Here is a 23,710-nt window from a genome sequence, read left to right on the forward strand (position 1 = left end):
ATCCCGACTCAAGCCCTCGGGAATTCGCGACCATGCCGATCACCCTGCCCACCTGGCTTCGCTCGATGCTTCCGGGCCGCTGGCGCAAGACCGTGCCGCGGGTGGCGGTGATCCGCCTCAGCGGCGCGATCGGCGCGGTCTCCCCGTTCCGCGCCGGGTTGTCGATCGCCGGCATCGCCTCGAGCCTGGAGCGCGGCTTCTCCCTCAAGGGGATCACGGCGGTGGCCCTCGTCATCAATTCGCCCGGCGGGTCGGCCGCGCAGTCGCATCTCATCCATCGGCGGATCCGGGCACTGGCGGCTGAGAAGACACTGCCGGTCTTCGCGTTCGTCGAGGATGTCGCGGCCTCGGGCGGCTACATGATCGCCTGCGCCGCCGACGAGATCGTGGTCGATCCGGCCTCTCTGGTGGGCTCCATCGGCGTCGTTTCGGCGGGGTTCGGTTTCGACAGGCTTATCGAGCGTCTGGGTGTCGAGCGTCGCATCCACACCCAGGGCGAGGCCAAGGCCATGCTCGATCCGTTCCGGCCGGAAGACCCGGCCGACGTCGCCCGCCTGCTCGCCATCCAGGCCGACGTGCAGGAGCTCTTCACCGCCCTGGTCCGCGAGCGCCGCCCGAAGCTGACGGCCGACCGCAACCTCTTCACCGGTGCGGTGTGGACCGGGCGTCAGGCACTCGAGCTCGGTCTTGTCGACGGCCTCGGCGACGTGCGCTCGACCCTGAGGGAGCGGTACGGCAAGGCGGTGGAACTCGTCCTCGTGGCGGACCGCCGGGGTTCGCTGATCGCGCGGCTCCTGCGGCGGGCCGGACCCGGCGGAACGTCTTTCGCACGAATGCCGAACCTGGCCGAGGACGCGATCGCCGCCCTCGACGAGAGGGCGGCCTGGGCGCGATTCGGGTTGTGAGGCCGGCTCAGCGGGCGGCGGTGCAGCCCGCCTGGGCGTAGCCGGCATAGACGACGCGGACCTTGCGCTGGCAGGTCTCGGCGACAGCGGGCGCGGCCACCGGCGCGACCTCGATCGCAGTCACCACCGCGGGCATCACCACGGCATCCGTGCTCTCAGGGGTTGCGAAGGCGTTGGAGGCGCTGATCACCAGAGGTGTCGCGACCAGCGAGGCGGCGAGGACGGCGGCGAAGACAGTGAACGACTGGCGCATGATCCGGCATTCCGATTTACGGGACCATCCGAAGACGATCCGCGACCCCTTGATTGCTGCATAAACTTGGCTGCAGGCGGGACAGTTCCGGGCCTAGATCGAATCGTGGCGGAATTGCGTGCCCGGGCACACACCACCGTGCAGAGCGGTGCCGTTGACACGGGGGGCGACCCCCTTAAACGCTGCCCGCCAGTCAACCGCACCGGACGCCATTCCATGTCGAGCGCCGTCGATCCCGCGCCCAAACTCTCGTCTGACGAGATCTCGTCCCACAAGACCTCGTTCCAGGGGCTGATCCTCACGCTCCAGAACTTCTGGGCCGCCCAGGGGTGCGTGATCCTGCAGCCCTACGACATGGAGGTCGGCGCGGGCACCTTCCATCCGGCCACCACGCTCAGGGCGCTCGGCCCCAAGCCCTGGAAGGCCGCCTACGTGCAGCCCTCCCGCCGCCCGAAGGACGGGCGCTACGGCGAGAACCCCAACCGGCTGCAGCACTACTACCAGTTCCAGGTCATCCTGAAGCCGAACCCGCCCAACCTGCAGGAGCTCTACCTCGCCTCCCTCGACGCCATCGGCGTCGACCTGAAGCTCCACGACATCCGTTTCGTCGAGGACGACTGGGAAAGCCCGACGCTGGGCGCCTGGGGTCTCGGCTGGGAATGCTGGTGCGACGGGATGGAGGTCAGCCAGTTCACCTACTTCCAGCAGGTGGCCGGTTTCGAATGCGCACCGGTGGCGGGCGAACTCACCTATGGTCTCGAACGCCTCGCCATGTACGTCCAGGGCGTCGAGAACGTCTACGACCTCAACTTCAACGGCGGCTCTGGCGAGGACCGCGTCAGCTACGGCGACGTCTTCCTGCAGGCGGAACAGGAATACTCCCGCCACAACTTCGAGGCCGCCGACACGGCGATGCTGTTCCGGCAGTTCACCGACGCGGAGAAGGCCTGCCGCAGCTATCTCGACGCCGGCGCCCCGGCCACGCAGACCGAGCGCCACCGCATGGCCCAGCCGGCCTACGACCAGTGCATCAAGGCGAGCCACGTCTTCAACCTGCTCGACGCCCGCGGCGTGATCTCGGTGACCGAGCGCCAGAGCTACATCCTCAGGGTGCGGGAACTGGCGAAGGCGTGCGGGGCGGCGTGGCTGAGGACCGCGGGTGGTGGTGCGCCCTAGACTTCAGACCACGAACGCCGGTCCCGCGGATCATCGTCGGCACCGTCATCACCTTGGCGGGGCCGACGAAGCCCCGACATCGTCGGCGGTTCGGGGGCGTCATCAATGAGGCGCAGCCAAGTCGGCAAAAACCCCAAGATCGACGACCGTTTCCAGACCTGCGTGACTCGGCCCACCGACGGACAACGACGCGATCAAGCGGGAGCGGACATCATGCGCCTCACACTCGCCCTCCTCGTCACCCTCGCCGCGGCACCGGCCATTGCGCAGTCGGCCACCGATCCGGTCGAGACGGTGCGCGCCCTCTACGCCGCGGACGACGTCAACGAATGGCGGTTTCTCGCCAAGGGCCTGCGCACCCTGTTCGAGAAGGATGCGACGGAGTCGAAGGGCGAGGTCGGGCGGCTCGGGTTCGCCTATCACGTCAACGGTCAGGATACGCAGGCCGGCTGGCGCAAGACCCTGGTGCTCAAGACCCTGTCGGCGGACGCGACCAGGGCCGAGGTCCAGGCGCGCTTCAAGAACTTTTCGAATCAGGACCTGCGCTACGATCTCGTCAAGGAGAACGGGCTCTGGCTCGTCACCGACGTGCGGGCGCTGACGAAGGAGCGCTGGCGGCTCGAGGCGATCATGTCGGCGCCGCTGCCCTGAGGCGGCCGCCCGCTTCTCGACACGCCCGAGCGGGCTCTCTACACGGGCACGTCATCGCCCGGCCACGGCCGGCCCGTCATTCCGCAGCCCCCGCCTGCCTGAGGGTCGGGGGCCGAGGCACCAGCCGCCGATCATGCCCGACCTCCTCCTCGAACTGCGCTCCGAAGAGATTCCCGCCCGCATGCAGCGGCGGGCGGCCGACGACCTGAAGAAGCTCGTCACCGACGCCCTGGTCGAGCGCGGCTTTCTCTATGAAGGCGCCAAGGCCTTCGCGACCCCGCGGCGCCTCGCGTTGCACGTCGCCGGCCTGCCCGCCCGCGGCAAGGATGTGCGCGAGGAGCGCAAAGGCCCCCGCGTCGGTGCGCCCGAGGGTGCCGTCCAGGGTTTCTTGAAGAGCGCGGGGCTCGCCAGCATCGACGAGGCGACCGTCGTCACCGACCCGAAGAAGGGCGAGTTCTACGTCGCCGTGATCGAGCGGCCCGGCCGCGACACCCTCGACGTCCTGGCCGAGATCCTGCCGCAAGTCGTCAAAAGCTTTCCCTGGCCGAAGTCGATGCGCTGGGGCGCCGCCTCGGCGCAGCCCGGGGCGTTGCGCTGGGTGCGTCCGCTGCAGTCGATCGTGGCCACCTTCGGCCCGGAGACCGAGACGCCAGAGGTGGTGCCTTTCGCCGTCGACGGGATCGTGGCCGGCACCACCACCTGGGGCCACCGCTTCCTGTCGCCGGGTCCGATCGAGGTGCGCCGCTTCGACGACTACGTCCAGGCGCTGGAACGTGCCCACGTCGTCCTCGATACCGAGCGGCGCAAGGACATCATCCTGCACGACGCCCGCGACCTCGCCTTCGCCCGCGGCCTCGAACTCGTGGAGGACGACGGCCTGCTCGAGGAGGTCGCCGGGCTGGTCGAATGGCCCGTGGTGCTGCTCGGGACCTTCGACGAGGCCTTCCTGGAGATCCCGGCGGAGGCGGTGCGGGCGACGATCCGTGCCAACCAGAAGTGCTTCGTGCTGCGCAAGGGCGGCAGCGACGCCCTCGCGCCGGCCTTCATCCTCACCGCGAATCTGGTGGCCAGCGACGGCGGGCTCGCCATCACCGCCGGCAACGAGCGCGTGGTGCGGGCGCGGCTCTCGGATGCGCGCTTCTTCTTCGAGACCGACAAGGCGGTCAGGCTCGAGGACCGGCTGCCGAAACTCGCCACCATTGTGTTTCACGAGAAACTCGGGACGCAGGGCGAACGGGTGCAGCGCATCGCGGCGCTGGCGCGCGAACTGGCACCGCTCGTCGGCGCCGACCCTGACCTCGCCGAGCGCGCGGCGCGGCTCGCCAAGGCCGACCTCGTCACTGAGATGGTCGGCGAGTTCCCGGAACTGCAGGGCCTGATGGGCCGCAAGTATGCGGCTCTGCAGGGCGAGCACCCGAGTGTCGCGGCGGCGATCGAGGAGCATTACAAGCCGGTCGGCCCGTCCGACCGGGTGCCGAGCGATCCGGTCTCGGTGGCCGTGGCGCTGGCGGACAAGCTCGACACGCTGGTCGGATTTTGGGCGATCGACGAGAAGCCGACGGGGAGTAAGGACCCTTATGCGTTGCGGCGGGCGGCGCTTGGCGTCATTCGGTTGATCCTTGATGGCTCCTTTCGCTTACACCTCCTTACCATCATTCAGCATCAGGTATTGTTCGTTCAGGGTTTGGCCGATCTGCCGGGCAAGTATGATGAAAAGAGACGCGGCGATGGACACACGACGCGACAGGTGAAATTGGAAATTTGCGAGCAGATCGCGGACAGCCTGCTGATCTTCTTCGCCGACCGCCTCAAAGTCTACCTCCGCGACCAGGGAGCGCGGCACGACCTGATCGACGCGGTTTTCGCCCTGCCCGGCCAGGACGACCTTCTCATGGTCGTCCGCCGCGTCGAGGCGCTGGGCCGATTCCTCGACACCGACGACGGCAGGAACCTGCTCGCCGGCTACAAGCGCGCGGCCAACATCCTGCGCATCGAGGAAAAGAAGGACGGTCGCGCCTACGAGGGCGCCCCCGATGCGGCCCTCGCGGCGGCCGGCGGGCCCGAGGAGCGGGCCCTCTCCGAGGCGCTGGTGGTGGCACGCGAGGCCGCCTCGACCGCCGTGGCGGCGGAGGACTTTGCCGGCGCGATGCGGGCGCTCTCGACCCTGCGGGCGCCGGTGGACGCCTTCTTCGAAAAGGTCACCGTCAACGCCGCCGAGCCGCGGTTGCGCGACAACCGCCTCGCCCTCCTCAATGCCCTGCGTGCGGCGACGCAAGAAGTGGCGGATTTCTCCCGGATCGAGGGCTGACCGCGACCGCGTCACCGGGCCGGTGCGGAACGGGAGATCGCTCTTGCACGATCCTCCCGTCTCGGCCGGGTGAATTCGGCATCACCCAAGCGGAACGGTTGGCCCATCGGCGTCGTTAGGCCGCGTATTCCCGATGGAGAGACGCATGCGTTATTCGATTGTCGCCGCCACGCTGCTGGCCCTGGCCGGTGCTTCCGCGGCCCAGGCCCAGACCACCATCATCGAGCGCGACGCCCCCGACCGGGTGATCGTCGACCGTCCCGCCTCGGAGACCCGCACCATCGAGCGCCGCGAGAGCGCCGACGGTTGCCGCTCCAAGACGGTGACGAAGGAGAACGAGGACGGCGACCGCAAGACGGTCACCAAGGAAAGCTGCGACTGATCTCGAACGGATCCTCGGCGGTGCTCCCTCTCCCCACCCGGGGGGAGGGTTTTTACAGCGCCTTTTCGTAGCGCCAGGCCTCCATGCCGTCCTCGTAATAGTCGGGGATGACCGCAAAGCGCGTATAGCCGTGCCGCTCGTAGAGCCGGATGCCGGCGCCGTTGTCGGCGCGGACCTCGAGCCGCAGGACCGAGCAGCCGTGTGAGTGCGCATCCTCCTCCGCGGCGTCGAGCATGATGCTGCCGAGGCCCGATCCCGTCCGAGTCGGCGAGACGGCGATCGACGAGAGCCGCGAACTGCGCGTGCCGCGTCGCCGTTCCAGGGTCGCCGCAGCCACGAGGACATCCGCGCCGTTCTCCTCCCCCATCACCGCCACCAGTACCGTCATGCTCGCCGACCGGATCGCGTGCCGGATCGCCCGACGTTCGGCCTGATCGCTGGCGAAGGCCGCGTATTCGAGCGCCACCAGCGCGTCGAGATCGTCCGGCGTCGCCGTCCGGATCGTCGGTCGCGGGGCAGCCGTTTGCCTCGTGGCGGCGGAGCGGGTGGGCACGGTGATGGTCCTGTCGATGGTCGAGGGCGGCTTGCGAGGGCGGCTTGGACGACGTGTGCGGCGGCGAGGTGCCGGCTTGATGGCCGGTTCGCCGGCGATTGGGAAGGGCCTGCGACGAGAGCCTGCACGAGGAGCGCGGCGTCCGTGCAACAGCCTGCCTCCCGAGGCCTGTTTTTAATGGTGAGCCGGCTGTTTGTGCTTGTGGCGCCGACCCCCCGCCCGTATATCGCCCTTGCCCAATTTCGCACGTGCCTGTGGCCGCGTGTCGGTTGGTGGGCATCCGGCCAACTGCCGGACAGCCGCCAGGGGTCTTAAAGGATCGATGGTCGACAGGGTGGATCCCCTCCGGCCGGCATCCAGGTGGCGACACCGGACCCCGACAACAACCGGCAGCCGGAGGCGAAACCGGCGAACCCCGCTCTCCACGGGGGACGCAGCTTAAAGCAACGACGAACGGGCTTTTTTGGTCTCGTCGGCCCTCCAAAGGCCGGCACCGAAGAGGCTTGTTTCTCTTTGCCCGGCGTGCGGTGGGGACATTCCCTTACCAATCCACGGCAGCTTCCGGGTGCGCATGCGCCCGCGCCGAACGCGTGTCTCCACAGCACGTGTGCGCCGCGACGCATCGCCCCCAGACGCCGGACGGCTCGTCGCCGTCCCGATTTCGACAGCGCGCCCCGCGTTCGGGCGCTTGCGAACCTGTGGGTTGGAAACATCATGACCGATCGCATCCGCGACTTCCTGCGCGCTCGCCGCGACATGGGCCAGGACGAGGGCCCGGTGATGGTGCTCGACCTCGATGTCGTGCGCGACAACTACACCGCCTTCGCCCGCGCGCTGCCCGACACCCGCGTGTTCTACGCGGTGAAGGCGAACCCGGCCCCGGAAGTGTTGCGCCTGCTCGCCGAGATGGGCTCGTGCTTCGACACGGCCTCCGTGGTCGAGGTGGAGATGGCGCTGGCATCAGGCGCCACCGCCGACCGGATCTCGTTCGGCAACACCATCAAGAAGGAGCGCTGCATCGGCCGGGCGCTCAAGCTCGGCGTGCGCCTGTTCGCGGTGGATTGCCAGGCCGAGGTCGAGAAGATCGCCCGCGCGGCGGAGGCCGCCGGCATCGGGGGCGGCGAGGTCCAGGTGTTCTGCCGCATCCTGTGCGACGGCGCCGGCGCCGAATGGCCGCTCTCGCGCAAGTTCGGCTGTGTGCCGGAAATGGCCGTGGACGTGCTCGAGCACGCCTGCCGCCAGGGGCTGAACGCCTACGGCGTCTCGTTCCACGTCGGCTCGCAGCAGGCCAACACTGGCGCCTGGGACGGGGCGCTCGCCTCCGCCGCCAGCATATTTCGCGATTGCGCCGACCGGGGAATCGCGCTGTCCATGGTCAACCTCGGCGGCGGCTTTCCCACGCAGTACCTCAAGGCGGTGCCGGGCGTGGAGAGCTACGGCGACGCGATCTTCCGCGCGCTCACCAAGCACTTCGGCAACCAGCTGCCAGAGACCATCATCGAGCCGGGCCGCGGCATGGTCGGCAACGCCGGCATGATCGAGGCCGAGGTGGTGCTGGTATCCAAGAAGTCGGATGCCGAGGACGAGATCCGCTGGGTCTACCTCGACATCGGCAAGTTCGGGGGACTCGCCGAGACCATGGACGAGTCGATCCGCTACCGCGTCACCACCGACCACGACGAGGACCGGATGTCCCCGTGCGTCTTGGCCGGACCGACCTGCGATTCGGCGGACGTGCTCTACGAGAAGGTGCCCTATCCGCTGCCGGTCTCGCTTTCGATCGGCGACAAGGTGCTGATCGAGGGAGCCGGGGCCTACACCACCACCTACGCGGCGGTGGCGTTCAACGGCTTCCCGCCCCTGCAGCAGTACGTGATCTGACGCGACGCATCCCGCGGGGCCGGTCCCCGCGGGATCGGCCGATCCGACGCCGATCGCCCCGGAACGGGGCTTCGGTGCGGTGTGTTTCGTCTCCCGCCAGACCATGGGAAGGCTCCAAGGCCGTGATCGAGATCCGTCAGGAACAGGATGGCGACGTCGTTGCGCGCGAGCGGCTGCTCGACGCCTGCTTCGGCACGGCGCGCCTGGCCAAGACCAGCGAGCGCCTGCGCGAGGGCCGGTTGCCGGCACGGGGACTCGCGTTCTCGGCCGAGCGTCAGGGCCGCATCGTCGGGACCGTGCGGCTCTGGCACGTGGAGGCCGGTCTCGGCCGGCCCGCGCTGCTGCTCGGCCCGCTGGCGGTCGATCCGGCCCTGCACGGGGCCGGGCTCGGCACGACGCTGATGTGGACCGCCCTGGCGCGGGCCGAGGCCCTCGGCCACGGCGGGGTTCTGCTGGTGGGCGACGCGCCCTACTACGCCCGCTTCGGCTTTTCCGGGCTGCTCACGGCGGGTTTGTCCATGCCGGGCCCGTTCGAGCGGTCGCGGTTCCTCGGGCTGAACCTGCGCCGTGGTGCCCTCGACGGTGCGTCCGGAAAGCTGCGCGCCACCGGCGCCTGGGATCTCGCGATCGAAGCGCAGGTGGCGCGACGAGCGGCCTGAGGAATGAGGCCTCTCGTCGACCGACGCGACGGCGGCACAGCTTGATCGACCGGCGGGTTTGGACCAACGCTGGCGCGCATGGGCAGCACAGATCGTCCCGCAGCGATGGGTGGTGACGGGCGCCGGTCCGCGTCCAGCGCCCTGACGCCCCTCGATGCCGCGTGCCGGCGGCTTCTGGCCGGCGTGGCCCACGTGATGCCCCTGCGTCGCGATCTCGCCGCAGCCATCGGGGCGCGGATGGCGGCGGACGTCTTGGTGCCGGCCGGTTGTCCGGCCGGGCCGCTCGCGCTCCGCGACGGCTGGGCGGTGGCCGCCGAGGCGGTGGCGGGGGCCGGTCCCTATTCGCCGGTCCTGCTCGTGCGGCGCCCCGAATGGGTCGAGGCCGGAGATCGCCTCCCCGTCGGCGCCGATACGGTCCTCGACCCGGAGGCGGTACCGGACACCCCCGATCCGATGGGCCGGATCGCCGTCGTCGCCGATGCCGCCGGGACCGACGGGACCCGGCAGGCCGGCGGCGACCTCGGCGGCGGCGACATCCTGGTGGCGGCGGGAACGCGGCTCACGCCCCTGCAGAGTATGGCTCTCGTCGCCTGCGGGATCGCGGCGGTCGAGGTCCGAAGCCCGGCCGTCGCGTTGATCGCCACCGGCGCGCATGCCGCACCCGTCTGCCGGGGGCTCGCCGGCCTGATCGCGGCTGACGGTGCCCGCGTCGTCGCCGTCCTCGACGCGCCAGACGAGGCGCAGGCCATCGCCGACGCCATCCTCGCGGCATCGGCGGATGCCGTCCTCGTCGTCGGCGGCACCGGGTTCGGGCGTACCGACCGGAGTGCGGCCGGTCTCGCCGCCGCTGGCACCGTCGCCGTCCACGGCATTGCCTTGCGTCCGGGCGAAAGCGCGGGCTTCGGGAGCGCGACGGGCCGTCCGGTCGTGCTGATCCCCGGCCGGCCCGAGGCGGCGCTCGCCGCCTACCTCGCCCTCGTGCGTCCGCTCCTCGACACCCTGTCGGGGGCTGTCGCCGCCGATCGCCCGACCGCGCCGCTCACCCGCAAGGTCGTCTCGGCCCCCGGGGTGAGCGATATCGTGTTCGTACGCCGGGAGGTGGGCGGGCTCGTGCCGCTGGGCGGGGCCGAGATTCCCCTGCATCGCCTGTGCCTCGCCGACGCCGCGGTTCTGGTGCCGCCCGAGCGGGAGGGCTATGGCGAAGGGACGACGGTCCCGTTCATCCCCCTGTGACGATGCCCCCTCCCCCGGACCCGGCCGACGCCTTCGCCGCGCGCCTCGCGGCGGCGTCCCGCCAGGAGCAGTTCCTGAACGTGCTCTCGCGCGATGCGGCGCTGGCGCTGTTTCGCGCCGAGATCCCGCACGTCCCCCTCGGCGACGAGACGGCTTTGCTGGCCGCCGCATTGGGACGGGTGCTGGCGCAGGACGTCGCCTCGCCCATCGACGTACCGCCTTTCGACCGGGCTCTGGTGGACGGATTCGCGGTGCGCGCCGCCGATACGCGCGGGGCGGGCGAGGCCTCACCGCGGCGCCTTGTCCTCAACCGCGAGATCCTGAGTTGCGGCATCGCCCCGGCGGAGGCGGTGACGGCGGGTACGGCCACCCCCATCGCCACCGGGGGCATGCTGCCGCGCGGGGCCGACGCCGTGGTGATGATCGAGGCCACCGAATTCCGCGACGACGACGGCGGAATGGCCATCGACCTGTCCAGGGCGGCCGCGCCGGGTCAGTTCGTCGGCTATGCCGGGGCCGACATGGCCCGCGGCGAGACCGTGCTGCGGGCGCGCACCCTCCTCACCGCCCGCGAGATCGGCATGCTCGCCGCCTGCGGCCTTTCAGCGGTGACGGTGGTGCGCCGTCCCCGCGTCGGCGTGATCTCGACGGGCGACGAACTGGTCGCCCCCGGCACCGCCCTCCCGGCGGCCGGCATCTACGATTCCAACGGTGCCATCGTCGCGGCGAGCGTCGCCGAGAACGGCGGCGAGGCGGTCTCCTTCGGGATCGTGCCCGACGACGGCGATGCCCTCGAGGCGAAGATCCGCGCCGCCCTGGCCGCCTGCGACCTCGTCGTCCTGTCGGGCGGGACCTCGAAGGGAGCGGGGGATGTCTCGCACCGCATCCTGTCGCGGCTCGGGCCGCCCGGCATCCTCGTGCACGGCGTGGCGCTCAAGCCCGGCAAGCCGCTGTGCCTCGCCAAGGCCGAAGGCAAGGCCATCGTGGTACTGCCGGGCTTTCCGACCTCGGCCATGTTCACCTTCCACGATGTCGTCGTCCCCCTGATCCGCGCCCTTGCCGGCCTCCCCCCGCGGGAGGAGGCCGGCGTCGAGGCCGTCCTGCCGCAGCGCCTGTCGTCCGAGTTCGGGCGGATGGAGTTCGTCATGGCGGCCCTGGTCCGAGGGCCGGACGGCGCGGTGGCGGTGCCGCTGCCCAAGGGCTCGGGCTCGGTCACCGCCTTCTCCCAGGCCGACGGCTTTTTCGCCGTCCCGGCCGAGCGGTCCGGGCTGGAGGCCGGCGAGCGCGTGAGCCTGACCCGCCTCGGCGCGGGGGCGCGGACGCCCGATCTCACCATCGCCGGCAGCCATTGCCTCGGCCTCGACCGCGTGGTCGGGCGCCTGGCCGAACGGGGGGTCCACGCGCGCACGATCTGGGTGGGCTCCTCGGGCGGGCTGGCCGCTCTGGAGCGTGGCGAATGCGATCTGGCCGCCCTTCACCTGTTCGATCCGCTCAGCGGCCGCTACAACGCGCCGTTCCTGCGCCCCGGCCTCGCCCTGGTGGCGGGCTGGCGCCGCCTCCAGGGCGTCGTGTTCCGGCCGGACGATCCGCGCTTTGCCGGCCGCGACGCCGAGACGGCCATTGCCGGCCTTCGCGACGATCCCGACGTGGTGATGGTCAACCGCAACACCGGCTCGGGCACCCGCCTCCTCGTCGACGGCCTCCTGGCAGGGGCGCGGCCGGCGGGCTTCTGGAACCAGCCGCGCTCCCACAACGCGGTGGCCGCGGCGGTGGCGCAGGGGCGGGCCGACTGGGGCGTCGCCATCGCGACGGTCGCCACGCTCTACGGCCTCGGCTTCCTGCCGCTGAGGGAAGAGCATTACGACTTCGCCCATGCCGGCGGTGCCGTCGTCTCGCCGGCCTTGGCGGCGTTCCTCGATGTCCTGGCCGAGGCCGCGACCGGTGACGACCTGACGACCCTCGGCCTGTCGCGAAACGAGGGGCGCTGATGGCCGCCATGAGGGTCATCGGCCTCGCGGGCTGGAGCGGGGCCGGGAAGACGACGCTCCTGACGCGCCTGATCCCCGTGCTATGCCAGCGCGGGCTTCGCGTGGCGACGGTCAAGCACGCCCACCACGCCTTCGACGTCGACAGGCCCGGCAAGGATTCGCACCGCCACCGCGAGGCCGGGGCAAGCGAGGTCGTCGTGTCGTCGAACCGGCGCTGGGTGCAGATCCACGAGGTCGCGGACGGCGCCGAGGCGACCCTCGCCGACCTCCTGCGGCGCCTGAGCCCTTGCGATCTCGTTGTGGTCGAGGGCTTCAAGCGCGAGACCCACCCCAAGCTCGAGGTGTTCCGCGCCGCCAACGGCCAGCCGCCCCTGCACCCGGACGACGCGCGCATCGTCGCGGTGGCAAGCGATGTTCCGTTCGCGCGGGCCGGGGTGCCGGTGGTCGCCCTCGACGCCATCGCCGCCATCGCCGATACCGTCCTGGCCCTGGCCGAGCCGATCGAGGCCGTGCTGGACAGGCTGCAGGACCGACGGTCGGATCATGGCCCAGCTCACTGACGACTGCTTCGCCTTCGGCGGATCGCTTCTCTCCATCGAGGAAGCCATCGCACTGATGCAGGATCGCCTGCCGGTGCTGGCGGGGTGCGAGACCGTCCCCCTCGACGAGGCGGACGGCCGCATCGCGGCGGCCGACGTTCTGGCCGGGATCGACCTGCCGCCCTTCGACAACTCGGCGGTGGACGGCTACGCCCTGCGCCACGCCGACCTCGACCCCGCGGGCGAGACCGTGCTGCCGGTGGCCGGCCGCATCGCGGCGGGGGCGGCCGGACCCGGCCTCGTCATCGCCGGCAATGCCGTGCGGATCTTCACCGGCGCCCCGATGCCCACCGGTGCAGACACCGTGTTCATGCAGGAGGACGTGCGGCGGGAGGGCGATGTCGTCGGCCTGCCGACCGGCCTGAAGCGTGGCGCCAACCGCCGGCTGGCGGGCGAGGACGTCACCAGGGGGACCATCGTCGTTCCCGCCGGCCGGCGCCTGAGGCCCCAGGATCTGGCGCTGGCCGCGGCGGTGGGCCATGCCGCGCTGAGCGTGCGCCGGCGCCTGCGCGTGGCCGTCTTCTCCACCGGCAACGAACTGACCGAGCCCGGCGCCCCGCTGCCGCCCGGCGGCATCTACGATGCCAACCGCATCATGCTCGTCACCCTGCTGCGCCGCCTCGGCGTCGCGGTGGCGGACCTCGGCCTCCTGCGCGACGACCGGGGCGTGCTGACCGAGCGACTGGCGGCGGCTGCCGCCGACCACGACCTCGTGCTCACCTCCGGCGGCGTCTCCACGGGGGAAGAGGACCACGTCAAGGCGGCGGTGGAGGCCGCCGGGCAGCTGATGTTCTGGCGCCTCGGCATCAAGCCGGGCCGCCCGGTCGCCATGGGCACGATCTCCGGCACGCCGTTCGTCGGGCTGCCGGGCAACCCGGTTGCGGCCTATGTCACCCTGGTGTTCGTGGTGCGTCCGCTCCTCGCCCGCCTCGGGGGTGCCACCTACCTGCCGCCCATCGGCATCCCGGCCCGGGCCGGTTTCGCCTACGCCAAGAAGACCGGGCGCCGCGAATTCGTGCGCGTCAGCCTGCATCGCGGCGCCGACGGGGTGTTCGAGGCCCGCAAGTACCCCCGCGACGGCGCCGGCGCCCTCACCTCGCTCACCGGCGGCGACGGGCTGGCGCAGCTCGGCGAGGAGCGTACCCGGCTCGATCCCGGCGACACGATCGAGGTCTTCCCTCACGAAGTCTTGTCCTGAGTGGGCGCGGGTCTGCCGGCGCTTTGCATCGGGCCTCACAAGTCTCTGGTAGAGACCATTTTTCAGAGCGCCGGCAGCCCGATCGTCATCGCGGAATGGGCCTGCGGCGCGGTGCCCCGGCCGGGCGATCTTAAGCTCTTCTTCAGCGCTGAATGGTGACTCGGAGCGGCGAGTGCCGGCGGGGATGCGAGTCGACGATCCGATGATGGAATGCGACGACCAACCCGGCAGGATCGATGCGGAATTGCTGCGGATTCGGAGCCTGTCCGACGCGATCGTGGACGGCGTGGCGATCGTATCGCCCGACGGCCTGATCCTGGAGGCCAACGCCAGCCTCGGCGGCCTGCTGGGATGCGATCCCCGCGCCCTCGTCGGGAGCCGGGCCGAGGAACTGGCGACGGACGCCCATCGTGGCATCGTTCTGCGTGCGATCTGCGCGCCCGAGGGCACGGCCCCGGTCGAGATCGTGCTCGCCGGCCCCGATGCGATCGGCGTCGAGATCCAGCATCGGCGGGTGGTCCTCGGCGGCGCTTCCCTGGGCCTGCTCAACATCCACGATCTGCGCGCCCGCAGTTCCGCTGTCGAGCGGGTCGGCCGCCATGCGCGCTACGATCCGCTCACGGGCTTGCGTAACCGGCTCGGCCTCGATCACGTCGTCGATGTCGAGCACACCGGCGCCGGCCGTTACGGCGCCGAATTCGCAGTGCTCTGTCTCGATCTCGACGGCTTCAAGGCGATCAACGACAATCACGGCCATGCCGCCGGCGACGAAGCGCTGCGTGTAGTGGCGCGCCGGCTGAAGGACGCCACCCGCGAAAGCGACCTGGTCTTCCGCCTCGGTGGCGACGAGTTCGTGATCCTGCAGGCCTTCACCGGCCATCCGTCGCAATCCGTCCGGCTGGCCGAGCGGCTGGTGGCCGCGATCGGCCTTCCCTTCTTCGTCGCCGATGCGCCCCTCCATCTCGGCGTCAGCATCGGGATCGCCCATCATCCGCACCAGGGCCGGTCGATCGCGGACCTTCTGCGCAACGCAGACGCCGCGCTCTACAAGGCCAAGCGCGAGGGCAAGAACACGTTTCGCGTGTTCGATCCCTCCCTCGACGACGCCGTCGAACGCCGCCGGGCGATCGAGGCGGATCTCCTGTTCGCCATCGATCGGGGCGAGCTCGAACTCGCCTATGAGCCGCAGATCGACGTCGCCACCGGCAGTGTTTCGGGCTTCGATGTGGGCCTGTCGTGGCACAGTGCGCGCCTCGGGCCGATCGCTCCCGCGGTCTTCGTACCGATCGCCGAGCAGGCCGGCCTGATGACGTCGATCGGGGACTGGCTGATCCACGAGGCCTGTCGGCAGGCCGCGAGTTGGACCCGGCCCCTCGGGATCGCAGTGCCGGTCTGCCCGTCGCAGCTCACCGGCGGCGATGTCGCACTCAGCGTCTCGCAGGCTCTTGCGCTCACCGGCCTCGATCCGACGCGCCTGCGGGTGGATGTCGGCGAGGCCGCCGTCCTGGCCGGCGGTCGATCCGTCACCGAGACGCTGATGAGGCTTCGCGCCCTGAAGGTCAGGCTCGGCCTGGAGAATTTCGGTGCCGGCACGGCGTCGATCGCCGCCCTCGACGGCGGCACGTTCGGGAACGTAAAACTGGCCGGACTGTTTGCACGCCCCGAAGCGCCGGCTTCGCGCCTCGCGGCCATTCTCGCGGCGTGCCGGGCATTCGCTCTGCCCGTCACCGCCACGTCTGTCGACTGCCCGGAGATGCGTGACCGTCTGGCCGCGGCCGGCGTCGACGGCATCCTCGGACCCGTCGTCAGTCCCGCCCGAGCCATCGCGAGCTTTGCCCCCCTGGTCGGTGCCGTGCGGCCGGCCCCCACGCCCGCCGCCGGGGGGGCGGAGGCGGGCAGCGCCGCCGACCGGCTGCGCCCGTTTCGGCCCGAGCGGCTGCCCGTCCTCGTGGTCGACGACAGCGAGATCATCGGCGCGACCCTGGTGTCGCTGCTCGGCGCCTTCGGTTTCAGCGATGTTCGCTATGCGGGCGACGGCGAAGAAGCCTGGACGCTCCTTCGCCGCCATCGATTCGAGCTCGTGATCTCGGACTGGACCATGACCCCGGTGAACGGGATCGAGCTCCTGGCCCGCATCCGTGCCGATGCCGCCCTCGCCCCCATCCGGTTCCTCATGCTGACGGCGAACGCCCGCTCCGCGGCCCGGCTCGCCGCCCGCGACGCCGGCGTCGACGGATTCCTCGTCAAGCCGTTCCGGCCCGATGCCCTCGCTGCCAAGATCGTCGCAATGCTGGCGGCCCCACCGAGCCTCGACGAGGCCTGCTGAGGAAGGCCGGTTCTCCACGCCGGCTTCGCAAAAGGGGTCATCGGTCTTGCGTCGAAGACCTGCGACAGACCAAGAACCTGAGCAGGGTGAAGCGTCGGCCCGCCAACGCCGAGCCGCTTAACGGCCCGCCGTACCGGTGGCGTCAAAGGCCGGCGCTTCCTGCAGCATCGCTTTCGTCGCCCGGATCTCGGCGCGAACCGGACCGTCGCCGGATCCCGGCACCGCGACGGTGGCGCGTCCGCGGGACGTGTCCGTGGCGGTCACCGATCCCGTCGCCTCGTTGACGCCCCCGCCCCTCTTCTCGTCGATGACGGTGAGGACATCGTTGGAAATTTGCGACCCGGGCATCGTCTGGGGGCCGGCGGTGTCGGCGGCCTTGACGTTCGGGGCATCGGCCGGCGTGGTGCTGGATCGCGCCGGATCGCCTGAGGTCGCGACGCCGTTCCAGACCATCTGGTCGAAGGGAACCGCGACGCGCTTCTCGCCGATGCCGAGGAAGCCCCCGACGCCGATGACCACGGCCTTGGCGTGGCCATTCGCGTCGAGAACGATCTCCTCGATCCGGCCGACCCGTTCGTGCCCCATGCCGATCACGTCAAGGCCGATGAGCTTCGAGGCGGGCATGCCGGCGACGGACCGGGCCGTCAGGAAAGTGGCGGCGGATCCGCCCGGCTCTGCGAATGCGGGTGCGCTCGCGAGCACGGCGACGAGCAGGGCGATGGCGCCGCTGCGGCTGAGGTGGGTCATTGGGGTCTCCGGCATTACCCTGATCCGAGATGCCACGGATCGCGAGACAGGAGTCGCGACGAAGCCCGAACGGGCGAGAGCCGAAAACCTGTTGCCTGACAACGAACCCGATGACGTGCCGGTTCATCCCGCTCGCGGGCAGGCGAATCGCGTCTGCCCGGTCGACGGCTCGTGCGCCCTTATTGTGCGGCGATGAGGAACTTCAGATCGAGGGCGGCCAGGGACATCAGCGGCGCCGGCATCACCACGCCCGCCCGGCGCATGCCGCGCGCCGAGGCCTGGCAGGCGGCGATGTCGTTGGCGGCGATCGCGGCATCGGCGCGCACGACCTCCTCGGACGACGGCTTCTTGGGCGGCGGTGCCGCGGGGGCTGCCGGCGCGGCGGCCTGCGCCGGGGGCGGGCTCGCCTGGCCCGAGGGCGCACTGGCGCCGGAGGGAGACCCGGCATTCTGCGAGGCGCCCTGAGGGCCCGAGGCACCGGGACCGCCGTTGGTAGTCGGCCCGCTGAGGCCGGACGACTTCTGGGTTTCGCTCGCACCGGACGGCGCCGGGCTCGATCCGCCCGGGTTGGGCGCCTGGACCGCTGTCTGGCTCGGTGCCGCCGCCGCCGCCGGGGCGGCCGGTGCCGGCGGATGCAGGAAGGCCGTCAGTTCCTTGCAGATGTTGGCCGGAACGCCGGTGCCCGCCGTCCCCTGCGCCAACGCGCAGTTCGACAGAACCATGGCCGTCGCGACGACAAAGGCGGAACCGAGCCCACGCATGATATTTCTCCCGCTGCGTCGCCCATGGCGGGCCGACGCTGTCACGCGGCATGTCAGCCGCCCGGCGGGCGGCCTGTCAAGAGCGTCAAGCGGCCGAGATCGCTCGGTGGGCCGAGATCGTTCAGTGGGCCAGGATCGTTCAGTGGGCCAAGATCTTGGACAGGAAGGTCTGCGCCCGGTCGGAGCGCGGCTTGTCGAAGAAATCGTCCTTGCCGGCATCCTCGACGATCTCGCCGCGGTCCATGAAGACGACGCGGTTGGCGACCTTGCGGGCAAAGCCCATCTCGTGGGTCACCACCATCATGGTCATGCCTTCCTTGGCGAGGCCGACCATCACGTCGAGCACCTCGCCCACCATCTCCGGATCGAGCGCCGAGGTCGGCTCGTCGAACAGCATCACGATCGGATTCATCGAGAGCGCGCGGGCGATGGCCACGCGCTGCTGCTGCCCGCCCGAGAGCTGGCCCGGGTACTTGTGGGCATGGGCCGATAGGCCCACCCGCTCGAGGAGCGTGAGACCCGTGCTCCGTGCCGCCTCGGCCGAGCGGCCGAGCACCTTGCGCTGGCCCAGCATCAGGTTGTCGGTGATCGAGAGATGGGGAAACAGCTCGAAGTGCTGGAACACCATGCCGACGCGCGAGCGCAGCTTGGGAAGGTCCGTCCCCTTGGCCTGGACGCCGATGCCGTCGACCGTGATCGATCCTTTCTGGATCGGCTCGAGGGCGTTCACCGTCTTGATGAGGGTCGACTTGCCCGATCCCGAAGGCCCGCACACCACGACGACCTCGCCCTTGGTCACCTGGGTGGTGCAGTCGTTGAGGACCTGAACCGGGCCGTACCATTTGCTGATGCCGTTGATGGCGATCATCGGCGCGGCGCTGGCGGGGGACGCGGAAGCGGACATGGCAGGATGCCTTCAGCGGATGATGGCGACGCGACGCTGCAGGCGGCGCACGAGGGTCGAGGCGGTGAGGCAGATGATGAGGTAGACCACGGCCGCGAAGATATACATCTCCACGAGGCGTCCATCGCGCTGAGCGACCTTGGAGGCCGCACCCATGAAGTCGGTGAGCGAGATCACGTAGACCAGCGAGGTGTCCTGGAAGAGCACGATGGTCTGCGTCAGAAGCAGCGGCACCATGTTCCGGAAGGCCTGCGGCAGGATCACGGTCGCCATGGTCTGGCGGTAGTTAAGGCCCAGGGCCTGCGCCGCCGACGTCTGGCCCTTGGAGACCGACTGGATGCCCGCGCGCATGATCTCGGAGAAGAACGCCGCTTCGAACAGCGTGAAGGTGACGAGAGCCGAAGTGAAGGCCCCCACCGAGATCGGGCGCGACGCCCCGGTCATCCACTGCCCGATGTAGGGCACCAGGAAGTAGAACCAGAAGATGACCAGCACCAGCGGCAGAGACCGCATGAAGTTGACGTAGATCTTGGCCGGGATCGCCAGCGCGGCGATGCCGGACAGGCGCATCATGGCGATGAGCGTGCCGAGGATGATGCCGCCCGTGGCCGCCAGCGCCGTCAGCGTGACGGTGAAGACCATGCCCGTCCCGAACAGGTAGGGCAGCGAGCCCAGGATGACGTTGAGATCGAAATCCGAGAACATCCGGCTACCTCAGATCGCGACGGTTTTGCGTGACGGCTTCGACGGGTCGGCCAGGCGCGGACACGTTTCCCGAGACGGAGCGGCGGCCATCAGCGGGCCCCCGGCACGGCGACGCGGGTCTCGATCTTGCCGGCCACGGTGACGACCAGGAGGCTGATGCCGAGGTAGATCACCGTCGCCGCCGTGAAGGCCTCGAACACCTGCGATGAGAATTCCTGCATCGACCGGGCGCGCGCCGTCAGTTCCAGCAGGCCGATGGTCAGGGCCACCGAGGTGTTCTTCATGTTGTTGAGGAATTCGGAGGTCAGCGGCGGCAGGATCACCCGGTAGGCGATGGGGAGGATCACGTAGCGGTAGGTCTGGGCCGTCGTCAGCCCCAGGGCCGTGCCGGCCATCCGCTGGCCTCGGGGCAGCGATTCGATGCCGGTGCGCACCTGCTCGGCGACGCGCGAGGCGGTGAAGAAGCCCAGGCATATCACCGCCGTATAGAAGGAGGCGTTCGGGAGCTGCTTGAGCCAGTTGCCCCAATTCTCGGGCACCACCTCCGGCATCACCGAGTACCAGAGGAACATCTGCACGAGCAGCGGGATGTTGCGGAAGAGCTCCACGTAGCCGGTGCCGATGGCATTCGCGGCCTTGCTCGGGAGCGTCCTCATCACGCCGATGATCGAGCCGAGGCAGAAGGCGATGATCCAGGAGCACAAGGCCGTCGCCAGGGTCCACAGCAGGCCCGACAGGAGCATGTCGGCATAGGTCCCGGTCCCCTCGGGGGACTGGTCGAAGAAGATGCTCCAGTTCCAATTGTAGTTCATGGCCTAGGGCATGATCTTTTCGCGAGGGGAACGATCGCCGGCGCCATGAGCGCGGCCACGGAGCCGCGCGGCCGCCACGGGCAGGTGCCTGTGGCGGCCGCGACGGTCGGTCAGTAAGCGGCCGGATCGGCGCTGTCGCTCGGGTTCGCGAAGGCCTTCTTCATGGCCTCGCTCATCGGCAGGTTCAGGTTGATGTTCCGCGGCGGGATCGGCTTGGTGAACCATTTCTCGTAGAGCGCGACGCCGTCGGGGCTCTTGTAGATCGCGGCCGTGGCGGCATCGACGACCTTCTTGAAGGGCTCGTCGTCCTTGCGCAGCATGATGCCGTAGGGCTCGGGGGCGGACAGGGCTTCAGACGAGATCGCGTAGGCGCCCGGATCCTTGGAGCCGGCGGCCAGCGAGGCCAGCAGGACGTCGTCCATCACGAAGGCGACCGCCCGCCCGGTCTCGACCATCAGGAACGCTTCCGCGTGGTCCTTGGCCGGCAGGATCGTCAGGCCGAGGCCGCGGGCGGTGTTGGCCTCGTTGATCTGCCGGATGTTGGTGGTTCCCGAGGTCGAGACCACGGTCTTGCCCTTCAGGTCCTCGATTTTGTCGAGCTTGGCCGACTTCTTGGCCACATAGCGGGTGGCGGTGAGGAAGTGGGTGTTGGTGAAGGACACCTGCTTTTGGCGATCGACGTTGTTGGTGGTCGAGCCGCACTCGAGGTCGACGGTGCCGTTGGCGATGAGCGGGATGCGGGTCGCCGAAGTCACCGGGTTGAGCTTCACCTCGAGCTTGGACAGCTTCAGGTGGGCTTTAACCGCGTCGGCGACCTTGTTGCAGATCTCGAACGCGTAGCCGACGGGCTTCTGGTCGTTGTCGAGATAGGAGAACGGTACCGAGGCGTCGCGGTAGCCGATGGTGATGGCGCCCGTCTCCTTGATCTTCGCCAGGGTGCCGGTGAGGTCCTGCGCCTGCGCGCTTCCTGCTGCGACCGCGACCGTGACGCCCAGCAACATCGCCAGGGGACGGCGCGGCAGGCGCTGTTGGCTCGTATGCATCGGCAGACTCACTCCTTGATGATGACGGATTTGCATCGGCATCGCTGCCTTGACGACAGCAGCTTAACAGCGGTCGGCCCGGTCGCAAGTGAAGGACAGTGTCATACCGCTTTTTGCACGGGGCGAATCGGAGCCAGCAAGATTCGTGCGGATGACGCAGTCCGCCGATTACGGCTCGCCTCGATCACGAAACCTGTCGTCACCATATCGGTGAGATCCTGGCCGGAGAAGCGCCGTTGACAGGCAGTCCCGCCGACATTTGTCGCCCGATCTGCCCGTCTCCTATGCATCGTACGGCCGATCCCACCGCGGAACATCACGGTACGACGGCGACACAAAAAAACGGCGACCCTCACGGGCGCCGTTTCATGTGGATCAAACAATGTCGGAGCGCCGTACTTTTCAGCCTCCGGCCACCGAACCCCATCGACCGTCCCGGATCGAGCGCGCCGGCCGATCAATCCTAGCGCGGCGCCAGGATCATGATCATCTGCCGGCCTTCGAGCATCGGCTCGCTCTCGACCTTGGCGATTTCCTGCGTCTCGTTCTTGACGCGCTCGAGCAGGCGCAGGCCGATGTCCTGGTGTGCCATCTCGCGCCCACGGAAGCGCAACGTCACCTTGACCTTGTCGCCCTCCTCGAAGAAGCGGACGACGGCCTTCATCTTGGTGTCGTAGTCGTGCTTGTCGATGCCGGGGCGGAGCTTAATCTCCTTGACCTCGACCGTCTTCTGCTTCTTGCGGGCCTCGTTCTGCTTCTTCTGCTCGTTGAAGCGGAAGCGGCCGTAATCGAGCAGCTTGCAGACGGGAGGGACGGAGTTGGGGGCGATCTCGACGAGATCGAGGCCGGCCTCTTCGGCCAACGTCAGGGCATCGAAGAAGGCGACAACGCCACGGTTCTGGCCGGTATCGTCGATGAGCTGCACTTCACGGACACCACGGATGTCCCGGTTGGCGCGCGGCCCGTCCTTCTGCGGGGCCGGCATGGCTCTCATTGGTCTACGAATGGCTTCAATCTCCTGATGAAACGCCTAAACGGCAGCCGCGGGACACGCCTTTAAGGCAGATCCTGGCCACCAAACGCTCCGGAACTCCGGTGGATGCAGCTTGACTGACTCGGGTCACAAGTCAACCGGGCAATGGCGATTTGGTTCATGGCGACCGCCGAAGCGAGGATCGCCGATTCCGCATCACGACGGGCCCCGCCTCTGGGCGAGGAGCGAAGCGTAGACGGCCAGGGTGTCGCGCGCCATACCTTCGAGCGAGAAGTGCGCCTCCACATGCGCCCGCGCCCGCCCGGCCAGGGCATCGCGGGCACTGGCGCCCAGCGACAGGGCCTCCACCAGCGCGCCGGCGAGCGCCGGGGCATCGGCCGGGGGCACCCGCCAGCCGGTGCGCTGGGAGGCCGGCACGTCGGGCGGCGCCAGGACGGTCTCGGGGACGGCGCCGAGGTCGGAGACGACCACCGGCGTTCCCAGCGCCTGCGCCTCCACCGCCGAGCGACCGAAGGCTTCGGGTTCCACGGAGGGCACCGCGACGACGGAGGCCGCCCGGAACGCCGCCGGCATGTCGGTGCAATGACCGACCCGGCGCACGATTCCCTCGAGCCCCCTGGCCGCGATCAGCGCGTCGAGTTCGCGCTCATAGGCCGAGCGTCCCTGTGGATCGCCCGCCAGGATGAAGGCGACGTCGCCGAGGCCGCGATCGCGCATCAGGGCCGCGGCCTCGATGAGGACGCGCTGGCCCTTCCATGCGGTCAGCCTCGCGGCGAGCAGCACCACCCGTTCGTGCGGCGCCACCTCCCACGTCCGGCGCAGGGCCTCGACCCGCGCCGCCGAGACCGCGCCGGCGGAGAACAGCGTGAGGTCGGTGCCGCGATGGATCACCCGGACGCGGTCGCCCGCCTGCTCGGGATGGAGGGCGCGGATGAGGCCGCCGGTGTAATGCGAGTTGGCGATGACCACGTCGCCGCGCGCCATCACCGAGTTGTACAGCACCTTCACGCCGGTCCGCCCGGAATAGCTGCCGTGGTAGGTGGTGACGAAAGGCAGCCCCCTGCGGCGCACCGCCCCCAGCGCCACCCAGGCCGGTGCGCGGGAGCGGGCATGCACGAGGTCGACGCCCTCGCGCCGGCACAGGCGGGCGAGGCGCCCGACGTGCAGCGCCATGCTCAATGGGTTCTTGGAGCCCGCCGGGAACGGAAGCCAGATGCCGCCCTTGGCCTGGAGTTCGCCCACCAGCCGTCCGCCTTCGGTGGCGACCAGGGCCCGTGCGCCAGCCGCGGCCAGCGCCTCGGCGACGTCCACCGTGGTGCGCTCGGCCCCGCCGGCGTCCAGGGCCGGAATGATCTGCAGGATGGTCGCGCCGGCGAGTGGCGCCGCGTCGGCGGGAAAGCCACCGCCCTGGCGGCTCTCAACCGTCATGGCGTTCGTCATGGCGTTCGGCCGACCGTCCGGATGCGGGCCTCGGTTCGGAGGGCGACTCGATCCTCGCGGTTCCCGGCTCGGCACGGCGACGTGGACTGTCTGCGATCATGCTCCACCATCGGTCCTTCGCTTTACGGTCTGGTAAACGACGTGCGAATGCGACCCGCCCACAGCGACGATGCCACGATGGACCCCTCCCCC

At 69.8% G+C, this 23,710-nt stretch carries 22 protein-coding genes; 12 read left to right on the forward strand and 10 right to left on the reverse strand.

What is annotated here, in order from left to right; all coding sequences use genetic code 11:
- Positions 1-32 precede the first annotated feature (32 nt).
- Positions 33-905, forward strand: coding sequence for a S49 family peptidase (locus ASG40_RS09715; RefSeq protein ID WP_055884288.1), 873 nt, complete (start codon positions 33-35; stop codon positions 903-905).
- Positions 906-912: 7 nt separating this feature from the next.
- Here the strand turns inward: ASG40_RS09715 and ASG40_RS09720 are convergent, their stop codons facing one another.
- Entirely contained in the window at positions 913-1,158 is a 246-nt protein-coding gene (locus ASG40_RS09720) for a hypothetical protein (protein WP_055884291.1), read from the reverse strand.
- Positions 1,159-1,374: 216 nt separating this feature from the next.
- Here ASG40_RS09720 and ASG40_RS09725 point away from each other — a divergent pair, with 216 nt between their 5' ends.
- The 4 genes from ASG40_RS09725 to ASG40_RS09740 all read left to right on the forward strand — a co-directional run bounded on the left by ASG40_RS09725 (position 1,375) and on the right by ASG40_RS09740 (position 5,675).
- Positions 1,375-2,334: a glycine--tRNA ligase subunit alpha gene (locus ASG40_RS09725; RefSeq protein ID WP_055884294.1), complete on the forward strand. Its 960-nt coding sequence runs from the start codon at positions 1,375-1,377 to the stop codon at positions 2,332-2,334.
- A 213-nt stretch (positions 2,335-2,547) separates the two neighbouring features.
- A complete protein-coding gene (locus tag ASG40_RS09730; protein WP_055884297.1) occupies positions 2,548-2,985 on the forward strand; it encodes a DUF3828 domain-containing protein in 438 nt (145 codons plus the stop codon).
- 181 nt (positions 2,986-3,166) lie between these two features.
- Complete coding sequence (glyS, locus tag ASG40_RS09735; RefSeq protein WP_443136601.1) at positions 3,167-5,293, forward strand: glycine--tRNA ligase subunit beta; 2,127 nt, start codon at positions 3,167-3,169, stop codon at positions 5,291-5,293.
- Positions 5,294-5,438: 145 nt separating this feature from the next.
- The gene (locus ASG40_RS09740; RefSeq protein ID WP_055884305.1) at positions 5,439-5,675 is read left to right on the forward strand and encodes a hypothetical protein; all 237 of its coding nucleotides are present in this window, start codon (positions 5,439-5,441) and stop codon (positions 5,673-5,675) included.
- A 52-nt stretch (positions 5,676-5,727) separates the two neighbouring features.
- Here ASG40_RS09740 and ASG40_RS09745 read toward each other — a convergent pair whose 3' ends face one another.
- On the reverse strand, positions 5,728-6,234 hold the full coding sequence (locus ASG40_RS09745; protein ID WP_443136602.1) for a GNAT family N-acetyltransferase: 507 nt from the start codon (positions 6,232-6,234) through the stop codon (positions 5,728-5,730).
- A gap of 708 nt (positions 6,235-6,942) precedes the next feature.
- Between ASG40_RS09745 and ASG40_RS09750 the strand changes: the two genes are divergently transcribed.
- The 7 genes from ASG40_RS09750 to ASG40_RS09780 all read left to right on the forward strand — a co-directional run bounded on the left by ASG40_RS09750 (position 6,943) and on the right by ASG40_RS09780 (position 16,112).
- Entirely contained in the window at positions 6,943-8,109 is a 1,167-nt protein-coding gene (locus ASG40_RS09750; protein ID WP_055884311.1) for a type III PLP-dependent enzyme, read from the forward strand.
- A gap of 122 nt (positions 8,110-8,231) precedes the next feature.
- The gene (locus ASG40_RS09755; protein ID WP_055884314.1) at positions 8,232-8,768 is read left to right on the forward strand and encodes a GNAT family N-acetyltransferase; all 537 of its coding nucleotides are present in this window, start codon (positions 8,232-8,234) and stop codon (positions 8,766-8,768) included.
- A 78-nt stretch (positions 8,769-8,846) separates the two neighbouring features.
- On the forward strand, positions 8,847-10,001 hold the full coding sequence (locus ASG40_RS09760) for a molybdopterin-binding protein (RefSeq protein WP_244480580.1): 1,155 nt from the start codon (positions 8,847-8,849) through the stop codon (positions 9,999-10,001).
- Positions 10,002-10,003: 2 nt separating this feature from the next.
- On the forward strand, positions 10,004-11,989 hold the full coding sequence (locus ASG40_RS09765) for a molybdopterin biosynthesis protein (RefSeq protein ID WP_055884321.1): 1,986 nt from the start codon (positions 10,004-10,006) through the stop codon (positions 11,987-11,989).
- Positions 11,989-12,549 carry a molybdopterin-guanine dinucleotide biosynthesis protein B gene (gene mobB, locus ASG40_RS09770; protein ID WP_200944227.1) on the forward strand — a complete coding sequence of 187 codons (561 nt, stop codon included), beginning with the start codon at positions 11,989-11,991 and terminating at the stop codon, positions 12,547-12,549. The genes ASG40_RS09765 and mobB overlap by 1 nt, the downstream gene beginning before the upstream one ends.
- Positions 12,533-13,786 carry a molybdopterin molybdotransferase MoeA gene (locus tag ASG40_RS09775; protein WP_055884323.1) on the forward strand — a complete coding sequence of 418 codons (1,254 nt, stop codon included), beginning with the start codon at positions 12,533-12,535 and terminating at the stop codon, positions 13,784-13,786. Before mobB ends, ASG40_RS09775 begins: the two co-directional genes overlap by 17 nt.
- Positions 13,787-13,970: 184 nt before the next feature.
- Complete coding sequence (locus ASG40_RS09780) at positions 13,971-16,112, forward strand: diguanylate cyclase domain-containing protein (RefSeq protein ID WP_082523989.1); 2,142 nt, start codon at positions 13,971-13,973, stop codon at positions 16,110-16,112.
- A 117-nt stretch (positions 16,113-16,229) separates the two neighbouring features.
- Here the strand turns inward: ASG40_RS09780 and ASG40_RS09785 are convergent, their stop codons facing one another.
- The 8 genes from ASG40_RS09785 to ASG40_RS09820 all read right to left on the reverse strand — a co-directional run bounded on the left by ASG40_RS09785 (position 16,230) and on the right by ASG40_RS09820 (position 23,506).
- Entirely contained in the window at positions 16,230-16,859 is a 630-nt protein-coding gene (locus ASG40_RS09785; protein ID WP_055884329.1) for a PRC-barrel domain-containing protein, read from the reverse strand.
- Between the two features lie 179 nt (positions 16,860-17,038).
- Complete coding sequence (locus ASG40_RS09790) at positions 17,039-17,620, reverse strand: hypothetical protein (protein WP_082523990.1); 582 nt, start codon at positions 17,618-17,620, stop codon at positions 17,039-17,041.
- 139 nt (positions 17,621-17,759) lie between these two features.
- Complete coding sequence (locus ASG40_RS09795; RefSeq protein WP_156387655.1) at positions 17,760-18,488, reverse strand: amino acid ABC transporter ATP-binding protein; 729 nt, start codon at positions 18,486-18,488, stop codon at positions 17,760-17,762.
- Between the two features lie 48 nt (positions 18,489-18,536).
- Complete coding sequence (locus tag ASG40_RS09800) at positions 18,537-19,229, reverse strand: amino acid ABC transporter permease (RefSeq protein ID WP_055884335.1); 693 nt, start codon at positions 19,227-19,229, stop codon at positions 18,537-18,539.
- 89 nt (positions 19,230-19,318) lie between these two features.
- Positions 19,319-20,041, reverse strand: a complete 723-nt coding sequence (locus ASG40_RS09805) for an amino acid ABC transporter permease (protein ID WP_055884339.1) — start codon at positions 20,039-20,041, stop codon at positions 19,319-19,321.
- A 110-nt stretch (positions 20,042-20,151) separates the two neighbouring features.
- Complete coding sequence (locus ASG40_RS09810) at positions 20,152-21,042, reverse strand: amino acid ABC transporter substrate-binding protein (RefSeq protein WP_055884742.1); 891 nt, start codon at positions 21,040-21,042, stop codon at positions 20,152-20,154.
- 505 nt (positions 21,043-21,547) lie between these two features.
- The gene (gene infC, locus ASG40_RS09815) at positions 21,548-22,069 is read right to left on the reverse strand and encodes a translation initiation factor IF-3 (protein WP_238204267.1); all 522 of its coding nucleotides are present in this window, start codon (positions 22,067-22,069) and stop codon (positions 21,548-21,550) included.
- 204 nt (positions 22,070-22,273) lie between these two features.
- Entirely contained in the window at positions 22,274-23,506 is a 1,233-nt protein-coding gene (locus ASG40_RS09820) for a glycosyltransferase family 4 protein (RefSeq protein WP_055884745.1), read from the reverse strand.
- Positions 23,507-23,710: the final 204 nt, after the last annotated feature.

The sequence above is a fragment of the Methylobacterium sp. Leaf399 genome (genome assembly GCF_001424525.1).
GTDB lineage: Bacteria > Pseudomonadota > Alphaproteobacteria > Rhizobiales > Beijerinckiaceae > Methylobacterium.